Annotated in this window: 18 protein-coding genes; 7 read left to right on the forward strand and 11 right to left on the reverse strand. The window is 62.7% G+C overall.

Translation table 11 applies throughout. The features are described 5' to 3' along the window. A partial coding sequence (locus tag PMI24_RS25730) for a hypothetical protein (RefSeq protein WP_007959315.1) occupies window positions 1-188 on the reverse strand: 188 nt, incomplete at its 3' end. 79 nt (window positions 189-267) lie between these two features. On the opposite strand from PMI24_RS25730, the gene PMI24_RS25735 reads away from it, so the two are divergent. The 7 genes from PMI24_RS25735 to PMI24_RS25765 all read left to right on the forward strand — a co-directional run bounded on the left by PMI24_RS25735 (window position 268) and on the right by PMI24_RS25765 (window position 4,094). Then, a complete protein-coding gene (locus tag PMI24_RS25735) occupies window positions 268-954 on the forward strand; it encodes a spermidine synthase (RefSeq protein WP_007959316.1) in 687 nt (228 codons plus the stop codon). A gap of 49 nt (window positions 955-1,003) precedes the next feature. Next, window positions 1,004-1,375: a YajD family HNH nuclease gene (locus tag PMI24_RS25740; RefSeq protein WP_007944009.1), complete on the forward strand. Its 372-nt coding sequence runs from the start codon at window positions 1,004-1,006 to the stop codon at window positions 1,373-1,375. Between the two features lie 180 nt (window positions 1,376-1,555). Then, window positions 1,556-1,864 (forward strand): DUF5629 family protein, encoded by a 309-nt coding sequence (locus PMI24_RS25745; RefSeq protein ID WP_045121903.1) that lies wholly within the window; start codon window positions 1,556-1,558, stop codon window positions 1,862-1,864. Then, the gene (locus tag PMI24_RS25750) at window positions 1,861-3,036 is read left to right on the forward strand and encodes a lactonase family protein (protein WP_007959318.1); all 1,176 of its coding nucleotides are present in this window, start codon (window positions 1,861-1,863) and stop codon (window positions 3,034-3,036) included. Before PMI24_RS25745 ends, PMI24_RS25750 begins: the two co-directional genes overlap by 4 nt. Window positions 3,037-3,192: 156 nt before the next feature. Then, a complete protein-coding gene (locus PMI24_RS25755; RefSeq protein WP_007941320.1) occupies window positions 3,193-3,372 on the forward strand; it encodes a hypothetical protein in 180 nt (59 codons plus the stop codon). 255 nt (window positions 3,373-3,627) lie between these two features. Further along, window positions 3,628-3,840: a hypothetical protein gene (locus PMI24_RS25760; RefSeq protein ID WP_007959321.1), complete on the forward strand. Its 213-nt coding sequence runs from the start codon at window positions 3,628-3,630 to the stop codon at window positions 3,838-3,840. Continuing rightward, window positions 3,837-4,094 carry a hypothetical protein gene (locus tag PMI24_RS25765; protein WP_007959323.1) on the forward strand — a complete coding sequence of 86 codons (258 nt, stop codon included), beginning with the start codon at window positions 3,837-3,839 and terminating at the stop codon, window positions 4,092-4,094. The genes PMI24_RS25760 and PMI24_RS25765 overlap by 4 nt, the downstream gene beginning before the upstream one ends. Before the next feature lie 5 nt (window positions 4,095-4,099). Here the strand turns inward: PMI24_RS25765 and PMI24_RS25770 are convergent, their stop codons facing one another. From PMI24_RS25770 to PMI24_RS25815, 10 genes are all read right to left on the reverse strand, one after another. Continuing rightward, on the reverse strand, window positions 4,100-4,684 hold the full coding sequence (locus PMI24_RS25770; protein WP_007959325.1) for a glutathione S-transferase: 585 nt from the start codon (window positions 4,682-4,684) through the stop codon (window positions 4,100-4,102). After that, a complete protein-coding gene (locus PMI24_RS25775; RefSeq protein WP_007959326.1) occupies window positions 4,681-8,322 on the reverse strand; it encodes an AAA family ATPase in 3,642 nt (1,213 codons plus the stop codon). Before PMI24_RS25775 ends, PMI24_RS25770 begins: the two co-directional genes overlap by 4 nt. Then, window positions 8,319-9,563 (reverse strand): exonuclease SbcCD subunit D C-terminal domain-containing protein, encoded by a 1,245-nt coding sequence (locus tag PMI24_RS25780; RefSeq protein WP_007959327.1) that lies wholly within the window; start codon window positions 9,561-9,563, stop codon window positions 8,319-8,321. Before PMI24_RS25780 ends, PMI24_RS25775 begins: the two co-directional genes overlap by 4 nt. Before the next feature lie 95 nt (window positions 9,564-9,658). Then, entirely contained in the window at window positions 9,659-11,299 is a 1,641-nt protein-coding gene (locus PMI24_RS25785; RefSeq protein ID WP_007959328.1) for a BatD family protein, read from the reverse strand. After that, entirely contained in the window at window positions 11,296-13,032 is a 1,737-nt protein-coding gene (locus PMI24_RS25790) for a vWA domain-containing protein (protein WP_007959329.1), read from the reverse strand. The genes PMI24_RS25785 and PMI24_RS25790 overlap by 4 nt, the downstream gene beginning before the upstream one ends. After that, entirely contained in the window at window positions 13,029-14,108 is a 1,080-nt protein-coding gene (locus PMI24_RS25795) for a vWA domain-containing protein (protein ID WP_007959330.1), read from the reverse strand. The genes PMI24_RS25790 and PMI24_RS25795 overlap by 4 nt, the downstream gene beginning before the upstream one ends. Further along, on the reverse strand, window positions 14,101-14,598 hold the full coding sequence (locus PMI24_RS25800) for a DUF4381 domain-containing protein (RefSeq protein ID WP_007959331.1): 498 nt from the start codon (window positions 14,596-14,598) through the stop codon (window positions 14,101-14,103). Before PMI24_RS25800 ends, PMI24_RS25795 begins: the two co-directional genes overlap by 8 nt. Further along, window positions 14,595-15,539 (reverse strand): DUF58 domain-containing protein, encoded by a 945-nt coding sequence (locus PMI24_RS25805; RefSeq protein ID WP_007959332.1) that lies wholly within the window; start codon window positions 15,537-15,539, stop codon window positions 14,595-14,597. Before PMI24_RS25805 ends, PMI24_RS25800 begins: the two co-directional genes overlap by 4 nt. A gap of 5 nt (window positions 15,540-15,544) precedes the next feature. Further along, on the reverse strand, window positions 15,545-16,504 hold the full coding sequence (locus PMI24_RS25810; RefSeq protein WP_007913915.1) for an AAA family ATPase: 960 nt from the start codon (window positions 16,502-16,504) through the stop codon (window positions 15,545-15,547). A 280-nt stretch (window positions 16,505-16,784) separates the two neighbouring features. Then, window positions 16,785-17,138, reverse strand: a complete 354-nt coding sequence (locus tag PMI24_RS25815) for a hypothetical protein (protein ID WP_007959333.1) — start codon at window positions 17,136-17,138, stop codon at window positions 16,785-16,787. Between the last annotated feature and the right edge of the window lie 444 nt (window positions 17,139-17,582).

Raw genomic sequence — 17,582 nt, forward strand, 5'->3', positions numbered from 1 at the left:
GGCGGGCCGCCACTGCCGGGGCCGGCCTTGGGAATCGGCACCGGGCTGATCTGCGGATACGGGGTTGGCGTCGCCGTACCGGGCGAGCCCGGTTGCGGTGTCGGGCTGACGGGAATCGTCTGTTGCGCCTGTACGGCAGTTATCGAGAGCGCGGCCAGGGTAATGACCGTTAGAATGGTGCGCTTCATCAAGGGCTCCGTTGGCCTGAAGTCTGCCTTCAGGCTACTCCCAACGCGCCGGCTTGCCTTCCCCCCTGTAGAGATTTCCATGAAACGTTTCGTTCTGCTCGACACCACGCCGATCCCTGACAACGGCGGCGCCCTGTGCCTGTTCGAGTATGGCGAGGATTTCGTCATCAAGATCCAGGGCGGCGACGGCGGCCAATTGATGAACACCCGCATGCACGGTTCCGAAGACGCGCTGGCCGAGATTCCGTGCCGCAAGGTCGCCGGCCGGCCGAACTCGCGCGTGCTGATCGGCGGTCTGGGCATGGGCTTCACCCTCGCCTCCGCGCTCAAGCATCTGGGCCAGAGCGCCGAAGTGGTGGTCGCCGAACTGGTGCCCGGCGTGGTCGAGTGGAACCGCGGCCCGCTCGGTGAAAAATCCGGGCGCCCGCTGCTCGATCCGCGCACGGTGATCCGTCAGGAAGACGTGGCCAAGGTGCTGCAGAGCGAGCCCAACGGCTTCGACGCGATCATGCTCGACGTCGACAATGGCCCCGAAGGCCTGACCCAGAAGGCCAACAGCTGGCTGTATTCCGCCGCAGGCCTGGCCGCGTGCGCCAAGGCGATGCGCCCCAAAGGCGTGCTGGCGGTGTGGTCGGCCAGCGCCGACCGGCAGTTTTCCGACAAATTGAAGAAGGCCGGTTTCAAGGCCGAGGAAGTCCAGGTCTTCGCCCACGGCAACAAGGGCACGCGCCACACGATCTGGATTGCCGAGAAGCTCAAGGGCTGAGCTAAACTTGCCTCATAACCGTCATTAGTCTTTTTACAAAGGTGAACCCATGAGTTCGTCCACCCCGACCAACACTTCGAAGCTGGATCGCATCCTCGCCGACAACCAGCGCGACAAGGAAATGGGCTACCGCGACAAGGCCCTGAAGATGTACCCGCACGTGTGTGGCCGCTGCGCCCGTGAGTTTTCCGGCAAGCGCCTGAGCGAACTGACCGTGCACCACCGCGACCACAACCACGACAACAACCCGCAGGACGGTTCCAACTGGGAACTGCTGTGCCTGTACTGCCACGACAACGAACACTCGCGCTACACCGACCAGCAGTACTTCGGCGAAGGCTCGCTGAGCACGCCGAAAATCGCCAAGGCCACGCACAACCCGTTTGCTGCCCTGGCCGGCCTCATGAAAAAAGAAGACTGATCCCCCCACTCTGATCGTTCCCACGCTCTGCGTGGGAATGCCTCAAGGGACGCTCCGCGTTCCAGCTCTCGAATGGGACGCAGAGCGTCCCGGGCTGCATTCCCACGCGGAGCGTGGGAACGATCAAGAGCGGGGCTTTGAGCTATCATTGGCCCTTTCCCCCTGAAAGACATGATTGCCATGACTGCCGTAACCGACACCCTTCTCAACGCCCTCGAACACTGCGGTATGGTCGAAATCGACGGCCTGCACGCTTTCGAATTCGCCCTCGACGAAGACGACAACCTGCACATCGAATGCATCGATGGCCGGGCAGCCAAGCATTGGGAGTTCACCCCGGCGCAAGTCGCAGCGGCGACGTTTGATGAATATCTGCAGAGCTGGCTGATCGTCGGTTTTTCCAGCGACACCAAAACCGTTGGCGAACACCGTCTGGTGTGCCTCGGCGATGTACTCAGCAGCGCCGACGACGAGGATGAAACCGAATGAATATGCGTAAATTCTGGCCATTGCTGATGGCCGGCAGCGTCGGCGCGATGGGCCTTTCCAGTGCCTCGGCCGAAAGCTTCCAGTTGCTGGTCGGCTCCTACACCGCCGGCACCAGCGAAGGCATTTACCGGATGAACTTCGACAGCGCCACCGGCCAGATCGACGCCAAACCGCTGCAAGTGATCAAGAGCGAAAACCCGTCGTGGCTGACCCTGTCCAAGGATCAGCACCGGGTGTTCGTGGTCAACGAAAACGGCCCTGGCCAGAAAGATCCGGTCGGTCGTGTGAGCAGCTATTCCATCGATCCGAAGACCCACGCGCTGACCCTGATCAATCAGGTCCAGAGCCTGGGCAACGAGCCGACCCATTCGAGCCTCAGCGGCGACGCGAGCCATCTGTTCGTCAGCAACTACTCGGTGGTTGAAGACCCGGGCGGCACCCTCGCGGTATTGCCGGTCGGCAGTGACGGCAAGCTCAAACCGGTGGTGCAGATGAGCGCGCACCCGGCGAGCCGGGTCAATCCCGAGCGTCAGGCCTCGAACCACGTGCACTCGACGGTGTCCTCGCCGGACGGTCGTTATGTGTTCTCCAATGACCTGGGTGCGGACAAGGTCTTCATCTACCAGTTCGACCCGAAAGCCAACCCGGATCTGCCGCTGACCCCGGCGAAAACCGCGTCGGTGCAACTGCCAGCCGGCAGCGGCCCGCGTCATCTGCTGTTCAGCGCTGACGGCAAACGTGCCTGGCTGACCATGGAAATGAGCGCGCAGGTTGTAGTGTTCGACTACAAGGACGGCGTACTGACCCAGACGCAAATGGTCGATCTGGCTGCCGGCCAGCCGACGTCGGACAAAGCTGCCGCCGCATTGCACGCGTCCGCCGATGGCAAATTCCTCTACGTCAGCAACCGTGGCACCGCCAATCAGCTGCTGGTGTTCGCAATCGACCCGGCCAGCGGCCAGCTCAAGGAGCTGCAACGACGTTCGGTGGAAGGCGATCACCCGCGTGAGTTCAGCCTCGATCCAAGCGGCAAATTCCTGTTGATCGCCAACCAGAATAGCAACCAGATTGTCGTGGTCGAGCGCGACGGCAAGACCGGTCTGCTGGGCAAAACCGTGCAAAAACTGCCGATGGACGCCCCGAGCGACCTCAAGTTTATCGTGCGTCAATAAGCCGCAGGCCCCGGTCTACGGGGCCTGAAGCTTTGTATTAATCCTGCTGATAACAGGTAATGTTGCAAAGCATTTCAAGCGATCAACCCTCGAGCGTTAAGTTTGCTTCACGGCCCAACCGGGCAAGCAAGCCAACTGAACACGAGGGTTACCGCCATGAACTTCAATCTCTTCTCCGTGATTGCCGCTTCCGCCATCTCCGCCACCGTGGCTCTGCCAGCCAGTGCCAACGTTGAAATCAGCGACAAAAAATCCCACACCCAGAGCTACACCCAGAAATACCTGCAACAAAGCGCCAACTTCTACGCCGCGCTGGATCACAAAGCTCAACACTGAAATTTCCGTCACACCCTGGAACTGCCCAAGGCTGCGATCCTTTGATCTTGTTTATCAAAAAGCAAAATCAAAAGATCGCAGCCTTGGGCAGTTTTTTGCCTGCGTAATGACCGGCGATAGCTATTTTCAAACGGCGAGATAGACCGGCTAAATAATCAACGGAGCTGATGGTTACTATGGAAAACCCTGAGTGGTTACCCCGGCTTTTTTGATCGATTCTGTGGACCTCGAAACATTGTCCACGGAGCACACATCATGGCCAGTTCAATCATCACTTCCGCCAAACGCGGCGCCTACGTGGCCATCGGTCTGTACCTGGTCATGGTGCTGTTTGTCAGTCTGGCGTCGCAGTCGCAACACAGCTTCGAAGCACCGATCGACGTCGCCCATCCCGGCATCCAGTTCGAACTCCGTTCGCAAAACGCGGCGGTGGATTCAGCTGAACTCGCGGGAGTCGGCGGAGCATGAAAGGCTACAGACTCTGGGTCATCGCCGGACTGGCGTTCATGACCAATGGCTCATCCCTGTTGGGATTCGGCCAGGGCTCGGTCGGCGGACTGGCCCGGGCCATAGAGGCCAACCACAGCATCGCTCACAACATTGAACGGGCCAATGCGCTGGGGCTGCTGGCCGGCAATCCGCCGGTGAAAACCCCCAGCGGTTTTCTCGGCCCGTTCGAAGTGGATTGCTCGGCCATCGGCATGTGTGAAGTGCTGGCGTAACGCGCCTACTTTTTCATGATGCCGGTGAACAGCTCCGACTCAAGAAACCGCTGCAACCAGGCCTGCAAACGCACGTAAGGCGTCTGCGCAAACCAATCACGATCGACATGGGCGAACTGGCGAACGAACGGCAACAGCGCGATATCGGCCAGGCTCGGATGATTGGCCAGCAAGTAATCGCGACCCTCAAGCAATTCATCCAGTTTCTGCAAGAACAGAGCACCTTCGGCGCGATAAACCTCCATCGGCTGTTCCGGATAACGCTCGGCGTACTTGTAGCGATTCAAGTGAACCTTGAACACTTGGTCGTTGACTTCGATCAACTCGGCGATCCTTGAATCGCCACCCAGAAACCAGTCATCCGGATCATTCTGCGCCAGCGCCCAGCGCATGATCTCCAGGCTTTCATCGATCACCTGACCGCCCGCATCCAGCACCGGCACCGTGCCCTTGGGCGAGATCGCCAGCATCTCCGCCGGTTTGGCTTTCAGGCTGACTTCGACGATCTCCACCGGCACACCCGAATAACGCAGGGCCATCCGCGCCCGCATCGCGTACGGGCAGCGGCGGAAGGAATACAGCGTGTTCATTTCACCTCCAGTGTGCTCAAACCGTTGCCTTGGCGCTGTACCTGAATCTGCACCGGAATCCGCTCGTGCATTTCCTGCACGTGGGAAATCACCGCGACCTTGCGGCCCTGAGCCTGCAAGCCGTCGAGGGCGTCCATGGCCAGTTGCAGGGATTCCGGATCAAGGCTGCCGAAGCCTTCGTCGATGAACAGCGATTCGATCTTCAGCGTGCTCGACGCCATCGAGGCCAGACCCAGCGCGAGAGCCAGCGACACGAGGAAGGTTTCGCCACCGGACAGCGAATGCACCGAACGCAGTTCGTCGCCCATTTCGGTGTCCATCACCAACAGCCCGAGCATGCTGCCGCCACGCTTGAGGCGATAGCGCTTGACCAGTTGCCGCAGCTGCACGTTGGCGTGATGCACCAGCAGGTCGAGGTTGTAGGCCTGGGCGATCTTGCGGAAGGTGTCGCCGGTGGCCGAGCCGATCAGCGTATTGAGTCGCGCCCAGCGCAGATATTCGGCATAGGCGTCGGCGATCTGCTGCGCGAGCGCCTGATTGGCGTTCTGGCGGCGCTGGTCTTCGGCCTGCTCGGCGCGCAGTTCGGCGCATTGTTGTTCGCTGGCCGTGCACTGGTTTTGCAGGTCGGCGAGGGCGCCGGCGAGTTGTTCGGCATCCAGGTTGCCGTTGTGTTGGGCCTGATGGTCGAGCAGGCGCTGATCGCGTTCCTGCAACAACACCTTGGCCTGCTCGACGGCTTTTTCGTTGCGCTGCAAGCGTTGGCGCAGTTCATCGACTTGCGCGTCATCGACTCGCAGCAGGTCTTCGAGGCCGCCGTCATCCAGCTCCGGATGACGAGCGCGCCAGTCGGCGATCTTGCCGGCCAGATCGCGGTCTTCGCTTTCCAGCGCTTGCAGACGTTCCTGCTGCGCTTTCAACTCGGCGGCGATTTGCACCAGCTGCGTACGCGCTTCCTGCAGCGCCTGAGTCGTCGTGGATTCGGCGTTGCGCGCCTGTTCCACGGCCTGTTCCAGTTGCTGCTGCCAATGTTCGGCGCAGTTGTGATTGCCGAGTAATTGCGCCAGTTTTTCCTGGCTGGCCTGTTGTTGCCCGGTCAGCGCGTTGAGCTGCTGCTCAGCGTTTTGCAGCTGCTGCATACGGCCCTGTTGGCGATCCTGTTCTTTCTCGAGTGTCTGCTGGCGTTGTTGCTGTTCGGCCAGCTCTTCCTTCTGCTGATCGACTTGCGCCAGACGTTCGGCAATCTGCCGGTCAAGCTGCATGAAGGTCGCGGCCGGCTCGGCGCGCAAGGCGTCGAGGGTGTCGCTCGGTAGCAGTGTGGCGAAGGCCGCCAGTTCTTCGTCCAGACGCTGGCGGTCAGCGCTCAGCTCGCGCTGCTGATTGCTCAGGTGCTGCGACGCTTGCTGGTGCGCTGTCTCGGCCTGACGCAATTGCTGGGTCAGCCGCGCCGCATCCTGTTGCAGCGTGAGCAGGTCGGTCTGGCGCTGTTCGTCCTGAGTGATGCTCTGGTTCAGTTGTTCATTCTGGCGGGTGAGCCACGCAGCGCGTTTGTCACTGTCCTGATTCAGCAACGATGCCGCCAGCGGATGCGCCTCGATGCTTGGCGTCAGCGTTTGCTGTTGTGACGCCAGTTGTTCCTGCTGTTGCAGCAACTCTTTCTGTTGGGCAATCACGCCGCCGACACTGGCACGCAGCTCGGTCAGTTTTTCTTTCAACTGATCGACCGCTTGCTGCGCGCTGGCCTGCTCGCTTTCATCGTGACGGCCGAGGCTTTGCAGCAGCGCTTCCGGCTGGTGGTACGGGTGCTCGTTGCTGCCGCAGACCGGGCACGGCTGGTCGTCCTGCAATTGCGCGCGCAGTTCTTCGACACTGGCACTGCGGGCCAGACGCTGACGTTCGAGCAGTTCACGGGTGACGTTGAGGGTCTGCTCGGCGACAGTCAGCTCGGACTTGGTTTTCACCCCGTCCTGGGTCAGGCGCTCGCGCTCCTGTTGCGCATCGAGCTGACGCTGTTGCAGTTCGGCACTGCGCTTGTCCAGATCCTGCTGACTGGCCCACAGGCGCGTCATGTCTTCGATGGCGCGCAGTTGCTTGCGGTTGTCCTGCAACAGAGTGCCGAGGATGCCGATCTGCTCGGCGACGGCATCCGGCTCGGCGCCAGCCTCTTTGAACAATACTTCCAGCTGCTGCTTTTGCGTGGCGAGCGCTTCGCTGGCGCGAGCGGCGTTTTCTTCGAGGGAAGCGAGTTCGCCTTGGCCCTTGTTCAACCGATTGCCGATCAGCATCAGTTGCTGCAAGCGGTCGCGGTAAGCATTCCACGCTTCGCTCAACGGTGCCAGATGAGCGCTTTGCTCAAGATCGGCGGCAATGCGCTGCAAGCGATCGGCGACCTGTTTTTGCTGATCGAGCAGGGCCTGGATCGTGCTCTGGCCCTGAGTGCAGGCTTGCTCAGCGGCTTGCTTCGCTTCGGTGCCGGACGCGACATCCTTGGCGAGGCGGGCGAGGGTGCTTTGCTCCTCGAACGCCTGACGCAACAGCGGCGCGCTTTCGCTTTGCTGCGTTTGCGCCTGGGTCAGGGCGATCTGCGCTGTGGCGAGATCCTGTTCCAGTCGCGTCTGGCGCTCAGCCAGTTCGCCTTGTTGCCGGGTGTGCGCATTGATCTGTTCCGCCAGCGGCGTCAGCTGTGCATCCAGTTCGGTTTTGCGGGCGAACTGGTGCCGTTGCGGGGCGAGTTGTTCCAGGCGGGTGAGCTTCAGGCGCTCACGAGCCAGCGACTCCCGTTCGAGATCGGCGCTGCGCAATTGTTCGGCGGCGGCCTGTTGCGAGTCTTGCAGCCGCAGCAGTTCCTTGAGCCAGTCGTGCTGCTGCTCGATTTGCTTGAGCTGCGCCTGCTGCAACTTCAGTTGTTGCTGGGCGGCATTGAAGCGCTCGTCCAGCTCTGCGCGGGCCTCGGGGGCCAGTGGGGTCACACCGGTGGCCTGATCCTGCAACTGCTTGTGGGCTTCGCGGGCCTCTTTGGTCTTGTCGAACGCGCGGCGGCCGAGGCGTGTGTAGAGCGCGGTGTCGGTGAGTTTTTCCAGCAGCTCGCTGCGGTCGTTGTCGTCGGCCTTGAGGAAGGCGCTGAACTCGCTCTGGGCCAGCAACACGGCGCGGGTGAACTGTTCGAAGTTCAGGCCCAGCGCAGCTTCGAGCTGAGTCTTGTATTCGCCTTTCTGGCTGGCGAGCAGTTGGTCCTGATCGATGTCGCGCAGGCTCTGACGGCTGGCCTGCAACTTGCCGCCGGCCTTTTCCCGGGCGCGGTTGGCTTCCCAGCGCGCGCGATAGCGACGGCCATCGACGCCGACAAAATCCACTTCGGCAAAGCCTTCACCGGTGCCGCGACGCAGCAGGGTGCGCGGGTCGCCGGTGGCGATTTCGCCGTCGGCGTCCGGCACCTTGGCGTCACGTCCGGTGTTGTTCAGACGCGGCACGGCGCCGAACAGCGCCAGGCACAGCGCATCGAGCAAAGTACTTTTACCGGCGCCGGTCGGGCCAGTGATTGCGAACAGTCCGGCGCTGGCCAGCGGTTCGGCGGTGAAGTCGATCTCGAACGGGCCGGCCAGCGAAGCGAGGTTCTTCAAACGAATGGCGAGAATCTTCATGGCTGCTCGCCCTCCATCTGTACGTCTTGCAGCAGCTCGGCGAAGTCCTTGAGGGTTTGCTCGTCAACCTCGCTGCCGTAGTTATCGAGCCAGGCGCGGCTGAACAATTCCTGCGGTGTGAGCTGGTCCAGTTCGATCAGCGCGCTGCCGTCCTCGGCACCGTCAGCGCCACGGTTACCGGCGTATTCGGCGGCGATCCGCACCAGTCGCACAGCCTTGCCTTGCAGGGCACTTTCGACCTGATGGCGCAGATCCGGCTGAGGCTCGTCGAGGCGTACCCGCACTTCCAGCCACGGTTGGCGCTGGGTTTCGGCCAGCAGGTCGATGTTCGGCAGGTCCGCCAGTTGCAGCAGGATTTCCGCCAGCGGCGCAGGGCCGAGACGCTGCAGATTGACGGAGCGGGGGATCAGCATCGGCTCGACGCTGACCAGGGTTTCGCCGTCCAGAACGACGTCGAGCACCTGGTGCTGATAACTGATTTCCGAAAACGACAACGGGATCGGCGAACCGCTGTAGCGAATCCGTTCTTCGCCGTTGACCTTCTGCGGCTTGTGCAAATGGCCGAGCGCGACATAGCTGATGCTCGGCCCGAACAGGCTGGCAGGCAGGGCTTCGGCGTTGCCGATGATCAGGCTGCGCTCGGAGTCTTCCGACACCGAGCCGCCGGCCATGTGCGCGTGGCTGATGGCGACCAGTGCCTGGCCCGGCTGACGCTTGGCGTTGGCCGCTTCGATCAGCCATTCATGCACCTGACCGATGCCGCGCAGGTAGTTGTCACCCAGATGCGCGCCGGTCACTTCGGCAGGCCGCAGGAACGGCAACGCCAGGCACCACGCGGCGATCTCGCCGGACGCATTCGGCAGCGGCAACAAAAGACGTTCTGCATCCAGCTGCCCGTCATCCAGCCACAACACCCGGCCCAGCGCATGGGTGCGCAAACGCCGCATCAACGGCGCGGGCAGCTCGATCCGCGAGCCGGAATCGTGGTTGCCGGCGATCATCACGATGGTCAGCAACGGCTGCTGCTCGTGGGCGCTGACGATGAAGTCGTAGAGGCGTTCCTGGGCTTTGACCGGTGGATTGACCGTGTCGAAGATGTCGCCGGCGATCAGCAGCACGTCCGGCTGCGCCAGCTTCAATTGGCGCAGCAGCCACTCGAGAAAACAGGCGTGCTCGAAATCGCGCTCCTGGCCGTGCAGGTTCTGCCCAAGGTGCCAGTCGGAGGTGTGAAACAGACGCAAGGCTGACTCCGCAATATAAAGAGGTGATGGCCGCAGGAAAAAGGTGCGGCGAAAAAGAAGAGAGTTTACGGGCAAAAGCCTCGACCGGACTGCAACTACTTCGGATAAAGCGGCGGCAACCCACTATCCCCAACCGGATCCTGCACCCGCTCCGCCGTCGGAATCGTGCGGATCGCCCGCCACAGATCCTCACCCTGCCAATGCTGCCCGGTCTCGCTGTACAGCGCGCCGTTCAAGCCGTCGAGCGCATCCGACAGGGGGACAAACCGCGCCGCCATGTCCGCCAGGGTTTCCGGCTGTTGGCGGGCCCAGGCGTCGAGGGCCTGGCGGGTGGCGTGGGGGTCGTTGGCCTGGCTGGCGCGTTTGATGTCGTCGAGCAGGGTGCGCGGGCTCGGGCCGGTTTGTGCGGCGCGCAGGATTGCCGGTTGCCAGCGGGCACGCCACCAGAGGCCGAAGCCGAGCAGGGTGGTGCAGGCGAAAACGAAGGTGCTGAGTTTCCACCACCACAAGGCTTCGCTGTCGGCCGCGCTGAGCGGTTGCGCGCTGCCCGCCGGGGTGTCGACTTGCAGGCTCGGGTTGTTCGCCACTTGCAGGGTGCGCGCCGGCAGGCTGGTGTGTTCCAGGTGATCTTCGAAGGTGTTCCACCAGACCACGTCCACCGTTGGCAGCTCGATCGAGCCGCTGCGGCTCGGCACCAGCGCTTCGCGTTCTTCACGGCTGCCGATCAGGCCGCGGTCGCTGCTCTGGTTGTTCAGCACCGGTTGATCCGGATAGCGGCGCAGGCCGTTGGCTTCGGTGGCGGGCAGGGCGGGCAGTTGCGAGCTGGCCAGGCCTTCGACCTTGAGGGTCAGGCTGCGGGTCAGGGAGTCGCCGACCTGGGTGTGTTCCGGCTCCGGATTCCAGCTCTCGCTCAGGCTCAGGCTGCGGGCCGGCAACCACGGTGCGTCGCTGGGGTAGGTCATCGGTTTCGGTTTGACCGTCAGCGACGTGGCGCTGGAGCTGACGCGCATCAGTTTGCCGGGTTTGGGCCCCTGCGCCGTGGCGTCCTGCGAGGGCTGGGTGTCGACCAGTGTGGCGCTGAACGTCTGCGGGGCGATGCTCAGTAAACCGCTGTGCTGCGGATAGATCGCATAGCGCATCTCGATCACGCCATGGCGCACACCGTTGATGTCTTTTTCATAGGTGCGCATGTCGCCCAGTTGCTCGATGCGCGCGTCGGCGATCTGCAACGGCGTCAGGCTGCTGTCGTCGTACAGCGACACCGAATGGTAGATGCGCAACGTCAGGATGGCCTGGGCCTGCACATAGACGTTGGTCTGGTCGAGGCTGGCTTCGATGAACACCGGTTCGCGGGCATTGTTCTCTTCGCGGGTGTCGCTCTCGATCACTTGCACGGTGATCGGCTGGCTCTCGACGTCGCCCAGTTTCAGCGGCGGGATTTCAACGCTGCCGTTCTGCTTGGGCAGCAACGTGATGATCCAGCGAGTGGTGGCGCGGTTGTCACCGTTGAGCGTGTTCAACTGGTTGACCTGACGCGTGCCGCGCACTTCGAACAGCGGCTCCAGCGGGCTCAGATCCGGTTTGCCGAACTGCGTGACATCGTTGGATTCGAGGGTGAGTTCGACCGTCTCGCCGGAATTCAGGCGACTGCGATCCACGCTGGCCGTCAGCTCGGCCGCCTGAGCGGTGGCCGTGCAGATCAGCAGGGGCAGCAAGAGAGCGGTGAAACGGGTCATCGAATGTTTTCCTGATCCTGATGTTGTTGCTGTTCGTACCAGAATTTGCGTCGCAGCAGTTCGCCCGGATCATCCGGGATCTTGCCCAGCCATTGTTCCAGCGCCTGCTGTTGCTCGCCTTCGAGGTTGTCCTCATTGGGACGCAGCAGCGGCGGTGTGTTCTGTTCTTCGCCCGGTTCGCTTTCCGGCAGCTCGTTGGCACCCGGCAGCGGCGGGGTGGTCGGCGGCGGCTCGCTGGCGGACTCGCCGGTCTGCGGCTCGCTGTGGGTTTCGCTTTTGACCGCTGGCGGCGGAGCGGTCGCTGGCGGTGGTTCATCGCCCGGTATGTTTGGCTGCGCCGGTTTGTCTTGCGGTTCGGCCGGCGGCGGGGCGTTTTTCTGTTTCAGCAGGTTCTCCACCAGCGCCTTGTTGGTCAGCGCCGGACGCAGATCCGGCTGGCGTTCCAGGGCCTGCTCGTAGGCGTCCAGCGCTGCTTCCAGCTCGCCGCCTCTGGCCAGGGCGTTGCCACGATTGTAGTGGGCGTGGGCGTCATTGCCCTCGGCGAAACGCTGAGCGGCGCCACTGTAGTCGCCGGCCTCGTACAACGCCACCCCTTGCCATTGCGGATCTTCGAAATGCTTCGCCGCTTCGGCCGGACGCTTCTGTTTGAGCAGATGCAGGCCTTGCTGATCGGGGCGCAGCCACAGGTCTTCGAAGTCGAAGGCATAGCTCGGTTGCGGCAATGCCAGCAGCAACGGCAGGCAGAACAGCCAGCCACGCCGCCCGGCGCACGCGGCGAGCAACAACAGCGGCAGCAGCAGCCAGTAACCCTGATCGGCCCAGGTGTCGAGGCGCACGGTCTGGCCATCGTTTCGCAGGCTGCGTGGGCCGTCGAGCAGGCCGAGGTCGCCCAGATCGGATTCATCCAGCCGTGCGCTGCGGTACTCGCCGCCGACCGCGTTGAGAAATGCGCCGAGGCCCGGGCTGTCGAGTTGTGGCACCCGGATTGCGCCCTGGGCATCCTTGAGGAAACTGCCGTCCTCCTGCGCAATCGGCGCACCCTCGGCGGTGCCGACACCAAGCATCAACAACTGCGCCGATTGGCCGCTCAGCGCATGACGAATGCCTTGGCGTTCTTCTTCCGACAGTGAAGAACCAATCAGCAGAATCCGCCCCTGACCCAACGCACCCTGCTTGAGCAACGCCAACGCCTTGCTCACCGCCAGATCCGCGCGATGGCCGCTTTCCGGCATCAGCGAAGGCTTGAGCGCATCGAGCAGATTGCGACTGGTCGCCAGGTCATCCGACAGCGGCACCAGCGTATGGGCGCTGCCGGCGTAAACGACGATGGCGGTCTGGGCGTCACTGCGCACTTTCAGCAGGTCGAACAGCTTGCGCCGGGCCTGTTCCAGTCGCGTTGGCGGTGAATCGGTGGCGAGCATTTCCGGGGTCAGTTCCAGCACCACCACCAACGGGTCGGCGGGTTTCTGGCTGGTCTGTTCGACCCGTTCCCAGCTCGGCCCGAGCAACGCCAGAATCGTCAGCAGCCAGGCGACGCTCAGGGCGACCCACGGCAACTTGCTGTCACGACCGCTGCCGCCACTGAGCAGCGTGGCGTGGAAAGCCGGCGGCAGAATCATCTGCCAGCGACCGGCGCGTTTCTGCCGGTGCCAGAGCTGCCAGATCAGCCAGCCGAGCACCGGCAGCAGCAACAGCCACCAGGGACGGAACCAGTGCGGCCAGAGGGCGATCATCGGCGCCTCCGCAAACGAAGGCGCTTGAGGCGCTCGCGCCAGTCGGGCAGGGGGCTTTGCAGATACAGCTCCTTGGTGAACAGCCGTTGCAGCGGGTTGTCCGGCCACAACACACGGGCGACCAGCAAAATGCTCAGCAGCAGGGCGAACGCCAGCGGCCACTGATACAACACCTGCGCCGGACGGGCCTGGGTCGGTTGTTGGGTCACCGGCTCGAGCTGATCGAGGGTGTCCTTGATCGCTTGCAGTTGCTGGCCGTCGCGGGCGCGGAAGTATTGGCCGCCGGTGACCTCGGCGATGGCCTTGAGCGCCGGTTCGTCGAGATCGAGGGTCGGGTTGCCGCCAAGCAATGCCGTTGCGCCGCTTTCTTCAGGATCGGCGCCGATGCCGATCGGGTAGATTTTCACGCCTTCACTGGCGGCCAGTTTGGCGGCGGTCAGCGGGTCGATTTCGCCGCCATTGTTCGCACCGTCGGTGACCAGGATCAGCACCCGGCTCTGGGCCGGACGCATGCGCAGGCGCTTCAGGGCCAGACCGATGGCGTCACCAATCGCGGTGTTCTTGCCGGCGATGCCGATCCGCGCTTCATCGAGCCAGACCCGAACGGTGCGCCGGTCAAACGTCAGGGGGGCTTGCAGGTAGGCCTGGCTGCCAAACAGGATCAGGCCGACCCGGTCGCCATCGCGGCTTTCCAGAAAATCACCGAGCAAATGCTGAACCAGCGACAGACGACTGACGTCTTCGTCGTTCCATTGCATGTCCGGGAAATCCATCGAGCCGGACACGTCCACGGCTACCAGCAGATCACGACCGCTGGCGGCAATCGGCAGCGGTTCGCCGAGCCATTGCGGGCGGGCGGCGGCGATCAGCAGAAACAACCACAGCAGCATGAACGGCGCCTGCTGGCGCCACGCTGGCAGATTGGCCCGGGCGCGACGGCGAGCGAGGCCTTCCAAGTCACCGAGGAAACTCACTTTCAACGCCGGCTCGCCGCTGTCGGCCACCGGCAGCACGAGGCGCATCAGCCACGGCAGCGGCAACAGCAGGAAGATCCACGGCCAGGCGAACTCAAACATGTTTGCGGATCCAGGTGTCGACCGCCTGGGTCAGGCCAGCGATGGCTTTGTCGTCGAGTTTGCACTCGGGTTTGTAGGCGCCTTCGACAAGCACCATCCAGCGGGTCAGGCCGGCGGCGGGGCAACGGTTGTCGAGAAACGCCAGCCATTTGCGGCCGTTGAGGGTATGGCTCTGGCTGTAGGGATAGTGGTTGCGGCACAGGCGCTTGAGCAGGCCGTTGAGCTGCTGCAGCCAGGCCCCGGCCGGGGCGCCGTCGTAGGGTTTGGGCATCTGCGCCAGTTCGGCGAGTGCAGCGATGCGCACCGGGTCGAGCGGCAGTTCGGCGCGCACGATCGGTTTCTTTTTGATCGGAATGAAACGTCGCAGCCGCCAGATCGCGAAACCGATTACCGGCAACAGTAAAAGCAGCAGCCACCAGCCCGGCGCCGGCGGCCAGAAGGCAATCGGTGGCGGGGAGATCAGCGGTTGCAGTTGTTCGAGGCCGTTCATCGACCTTTCCCCGGACGCTGCGGGTTAAGGAATTCGCGCATCTGTTCGACCATTTCGCTCTGGGTGCTCAGCGGCATCAGCAGCACTCGCAGTTTCTGCGCGAGCAGTTCCCAGCGGGCGATCCGCGCTTCGGCCTGAGCGCGGTAGGTCTGGCGCAGGTCGAAATTCAGGGTGTCGAGTTCCAGTTGCGCGCCGCGCTCGGCGAATCTCAGCAGTCCGGCGGCGGGCAGGGCGTGATCCAGCGGATCGGACAGCGGCAGCATCAGCAAATCGCAATGCCGCGACAGCAGGCTCAATTGCTGCTCGGCGCTGTCGGACAGTGCGCGCTCATCGCAGATCACGATCACCAGACTGCCCGGTCGCAGCACTTCGCGGGCCCGGCGCAACGCCACGCCAAACGCATCGCGATCCGGCTCGCGCTCGCTGTGTAGCGACTGATTGACCTTCACCAGCCGGTTGAGCAATTGCAACAGGCTCTGCTTGCTACGGCGCGGTTTGATTTCGTAATGCTCGTTGTCGCCGAATACCAGCCCGCCCACCCGGTCGTTGTGACCCAGCGCGGCCCAGCCGATCAGCGCCGCCGCCTGCGCCGCGAGCACCGACTTGAACATCAGCCCGGAGCCGAAGAACAGCCGCGTGCTCTGCTCGACCATGATGAAAATCGGCCGTTCCCGTTCTTCATGGAACAGTTTGGTGTGCGGTTCCTGCGTCCGCGCAGTGACGCGCCAGTCGATGGTGCGCACGTCGTCGCCGGCCTGATAGACCCGCACCTGATCGAAGTCGACGCCGCGACCACGGAATTTCGAGTGGTGCAGGCCGATCAGCGGGCTGCGCTGGCTCGGCGTGGAAAACAGCTGCACTTCGCGCACGCGGTGACGCATCTCGATCAGCTCGGCGAGGCTGATACGGATGCCCGGTTCGGACGGCAGAGAGGCGTTCATCGGGGTCAAGCGACGGCTACGACGTCGAGAATCCGTTGCACCACCCGATCCTGGTCGATGCCGGCGGCTTCGGCCTCGAACGACAGAATGATGCGGTGACGCAACACGTCGAACAGCACAGCCTGGATGTCTTCCGGGCTGACGAAGTCGCGACCGGCCAGCCAGGCGTGAGCGCGGGCGCAGCGGTCGAGGGCGATCGAGCCGCGCGGGCTGGCGCCGTAGGCGATCCACTCGGCCATTTCCGGGTCGAACTTGGCCGGGTTGCGCGTGGCCATGACCAGTTGCACGAGGTATTCCTCCACGGCGTCCGCCATGTACAGGCCGAGGATTTCCTTGCGCGCGGCGAAGATCGCCTGCTGGCTGACCCGGCGTTCAGGCTTGGTTTCGCCGTTCAGGGCTTCGCCCCGGGCCTGTTGCAGGATGCGGCGTTCGACGGCGGCGTCCGGAAAACCGATTTTCACGTGCATCAGGAAACGGTCGAGCTGGGCTTCGGGCAGCGGATAGGTGCCTTCCTGCTCGATCGGGTTCTGCGTGGCCATCACCAAAAACAGCGGCGACAGCTCGTAAGTGCTGCGCCCGACACTGACCTGACGCTCGGCCATGGCTTCAAGCAGCGCCGATTGTACCTTGGCCGGGGCACGGTTGATTTCGTCCGCCAGCACCAGGTTGTGGAAGATCGGGCCTTGCTGGAACACGAAACTGCCGGTTTCCGGGCGATAGATCTCGGTGCCGGTGATGTCGGCGGGCAGCAGGTCCGGGGTGAACTGGATGCGATGGAACTGGGCTTCGATGCCCTCGGCGAGCTCTTTGATCGCTTTGGTCTTGGCCAGACCCGGAGCGCCCTCGACCAGCATGTGGCCGTCGGCGAGCAGGGCGATGAGCAAGCGCTCGATAAGTTTTTCCTGGCCGAGAATCTGCGTTGAAAGAAAGGTTCGCAGCGCCAGCAGCGCTTCACGATGTTCCATCGATGACTGTTCCTGGAAAGGGTGGCCACAGGCGTTCGGATAACGCCGGGGCTGGGGGCGTTACTTTAATCCATCGCAGGGGGTGGCGACTAACGGCATTTTGCGCAAAGTGCGGGAAATGACCGGGGCAATTGTTGGAATTTTGTAGGGCGGGGGAGGTGAGCTGTACTCGAGGGCCCTTTCGCGAGCAAGCCCGCTCCCACAATGGACCGTGTCTTACTGACAGAACGCGGTCAATGTGGGAGCGAGCTTGCTCGCGAAGGCGCCAGTTCAGACACCATCAAATCTGGCTGATAAAGGTGCCAGTACCATCAAGAATGTTCTTCAGGGTTTCCTCGACCTCGGCCAGATCCACCATATCCGGATTGAAGGTGATTTCCAGCACATCATCCCCATTCAACGCATCGGCATCCGCCGCGGCGATTTCGATCTTCAGCAAGGTCTTGGTGAGGGTGACTTTCACGCCATCAAGGGTCGACGGCTCGCCATCCAGCGTGATCTCCAACTCATCCTCGTCCGGGTAGCGGCTCATCAGGAACATGTCGCCCTTGTCGCTGTGGCAGCAGAGCATGGCCATGTTGTCTTCTTCGTCGTCGCACGGGTTGACGATCAAAAGGGCGGTGGTCATTTGCATGGGGAATTCCTGCCTCGGCGGGCTTGTTGGTCGCAATTGGGCGCGATTCTGCCAGCCCCCGGGAATTTCTGCATGTGAGAGTGTCAGAGGATGTGTCGTGAACGCGACACAGGTCAATGGTCATTCCTGGCACGCCTGTACCGTAAAAACGGGCATTCAGACCGGCGTTCCGCCCCATGAATGCTAGTGTTTACCGATGCGCAGGCCTTGGTTTACGTGCCAATGACCGAATATGTCGCAGCACCGCAAGCAGACACATTGTCGCACCCATTAAGCTGCGCAACGGATGAGCACCCGTAAAGGCATTGCCAGGGCCCCACGAGCGGCGCCGGGCAGTCGTTTTTGCAGATGCCCATTCATGGAAGGTGAATGTGACCTGAGTGTCTCGTCCAGCTTCACCCACCTGTCACCCTGTTTCCTCTGCCCGAGAATCAGGAACAGGGC

Origin of the sequence: Pseudomonas sp. GM25 (assembly GCF_000282255.1) — a bacterium.
In the GTDB taxonomy this organism is placed as follows: Bacteria; Pseudomonadota; Gammaproteobacteria; order Pseudomonadales; family Pseudomonadaceae; genus Aquipseudomonas; species Aquipseudomonas aphyarum.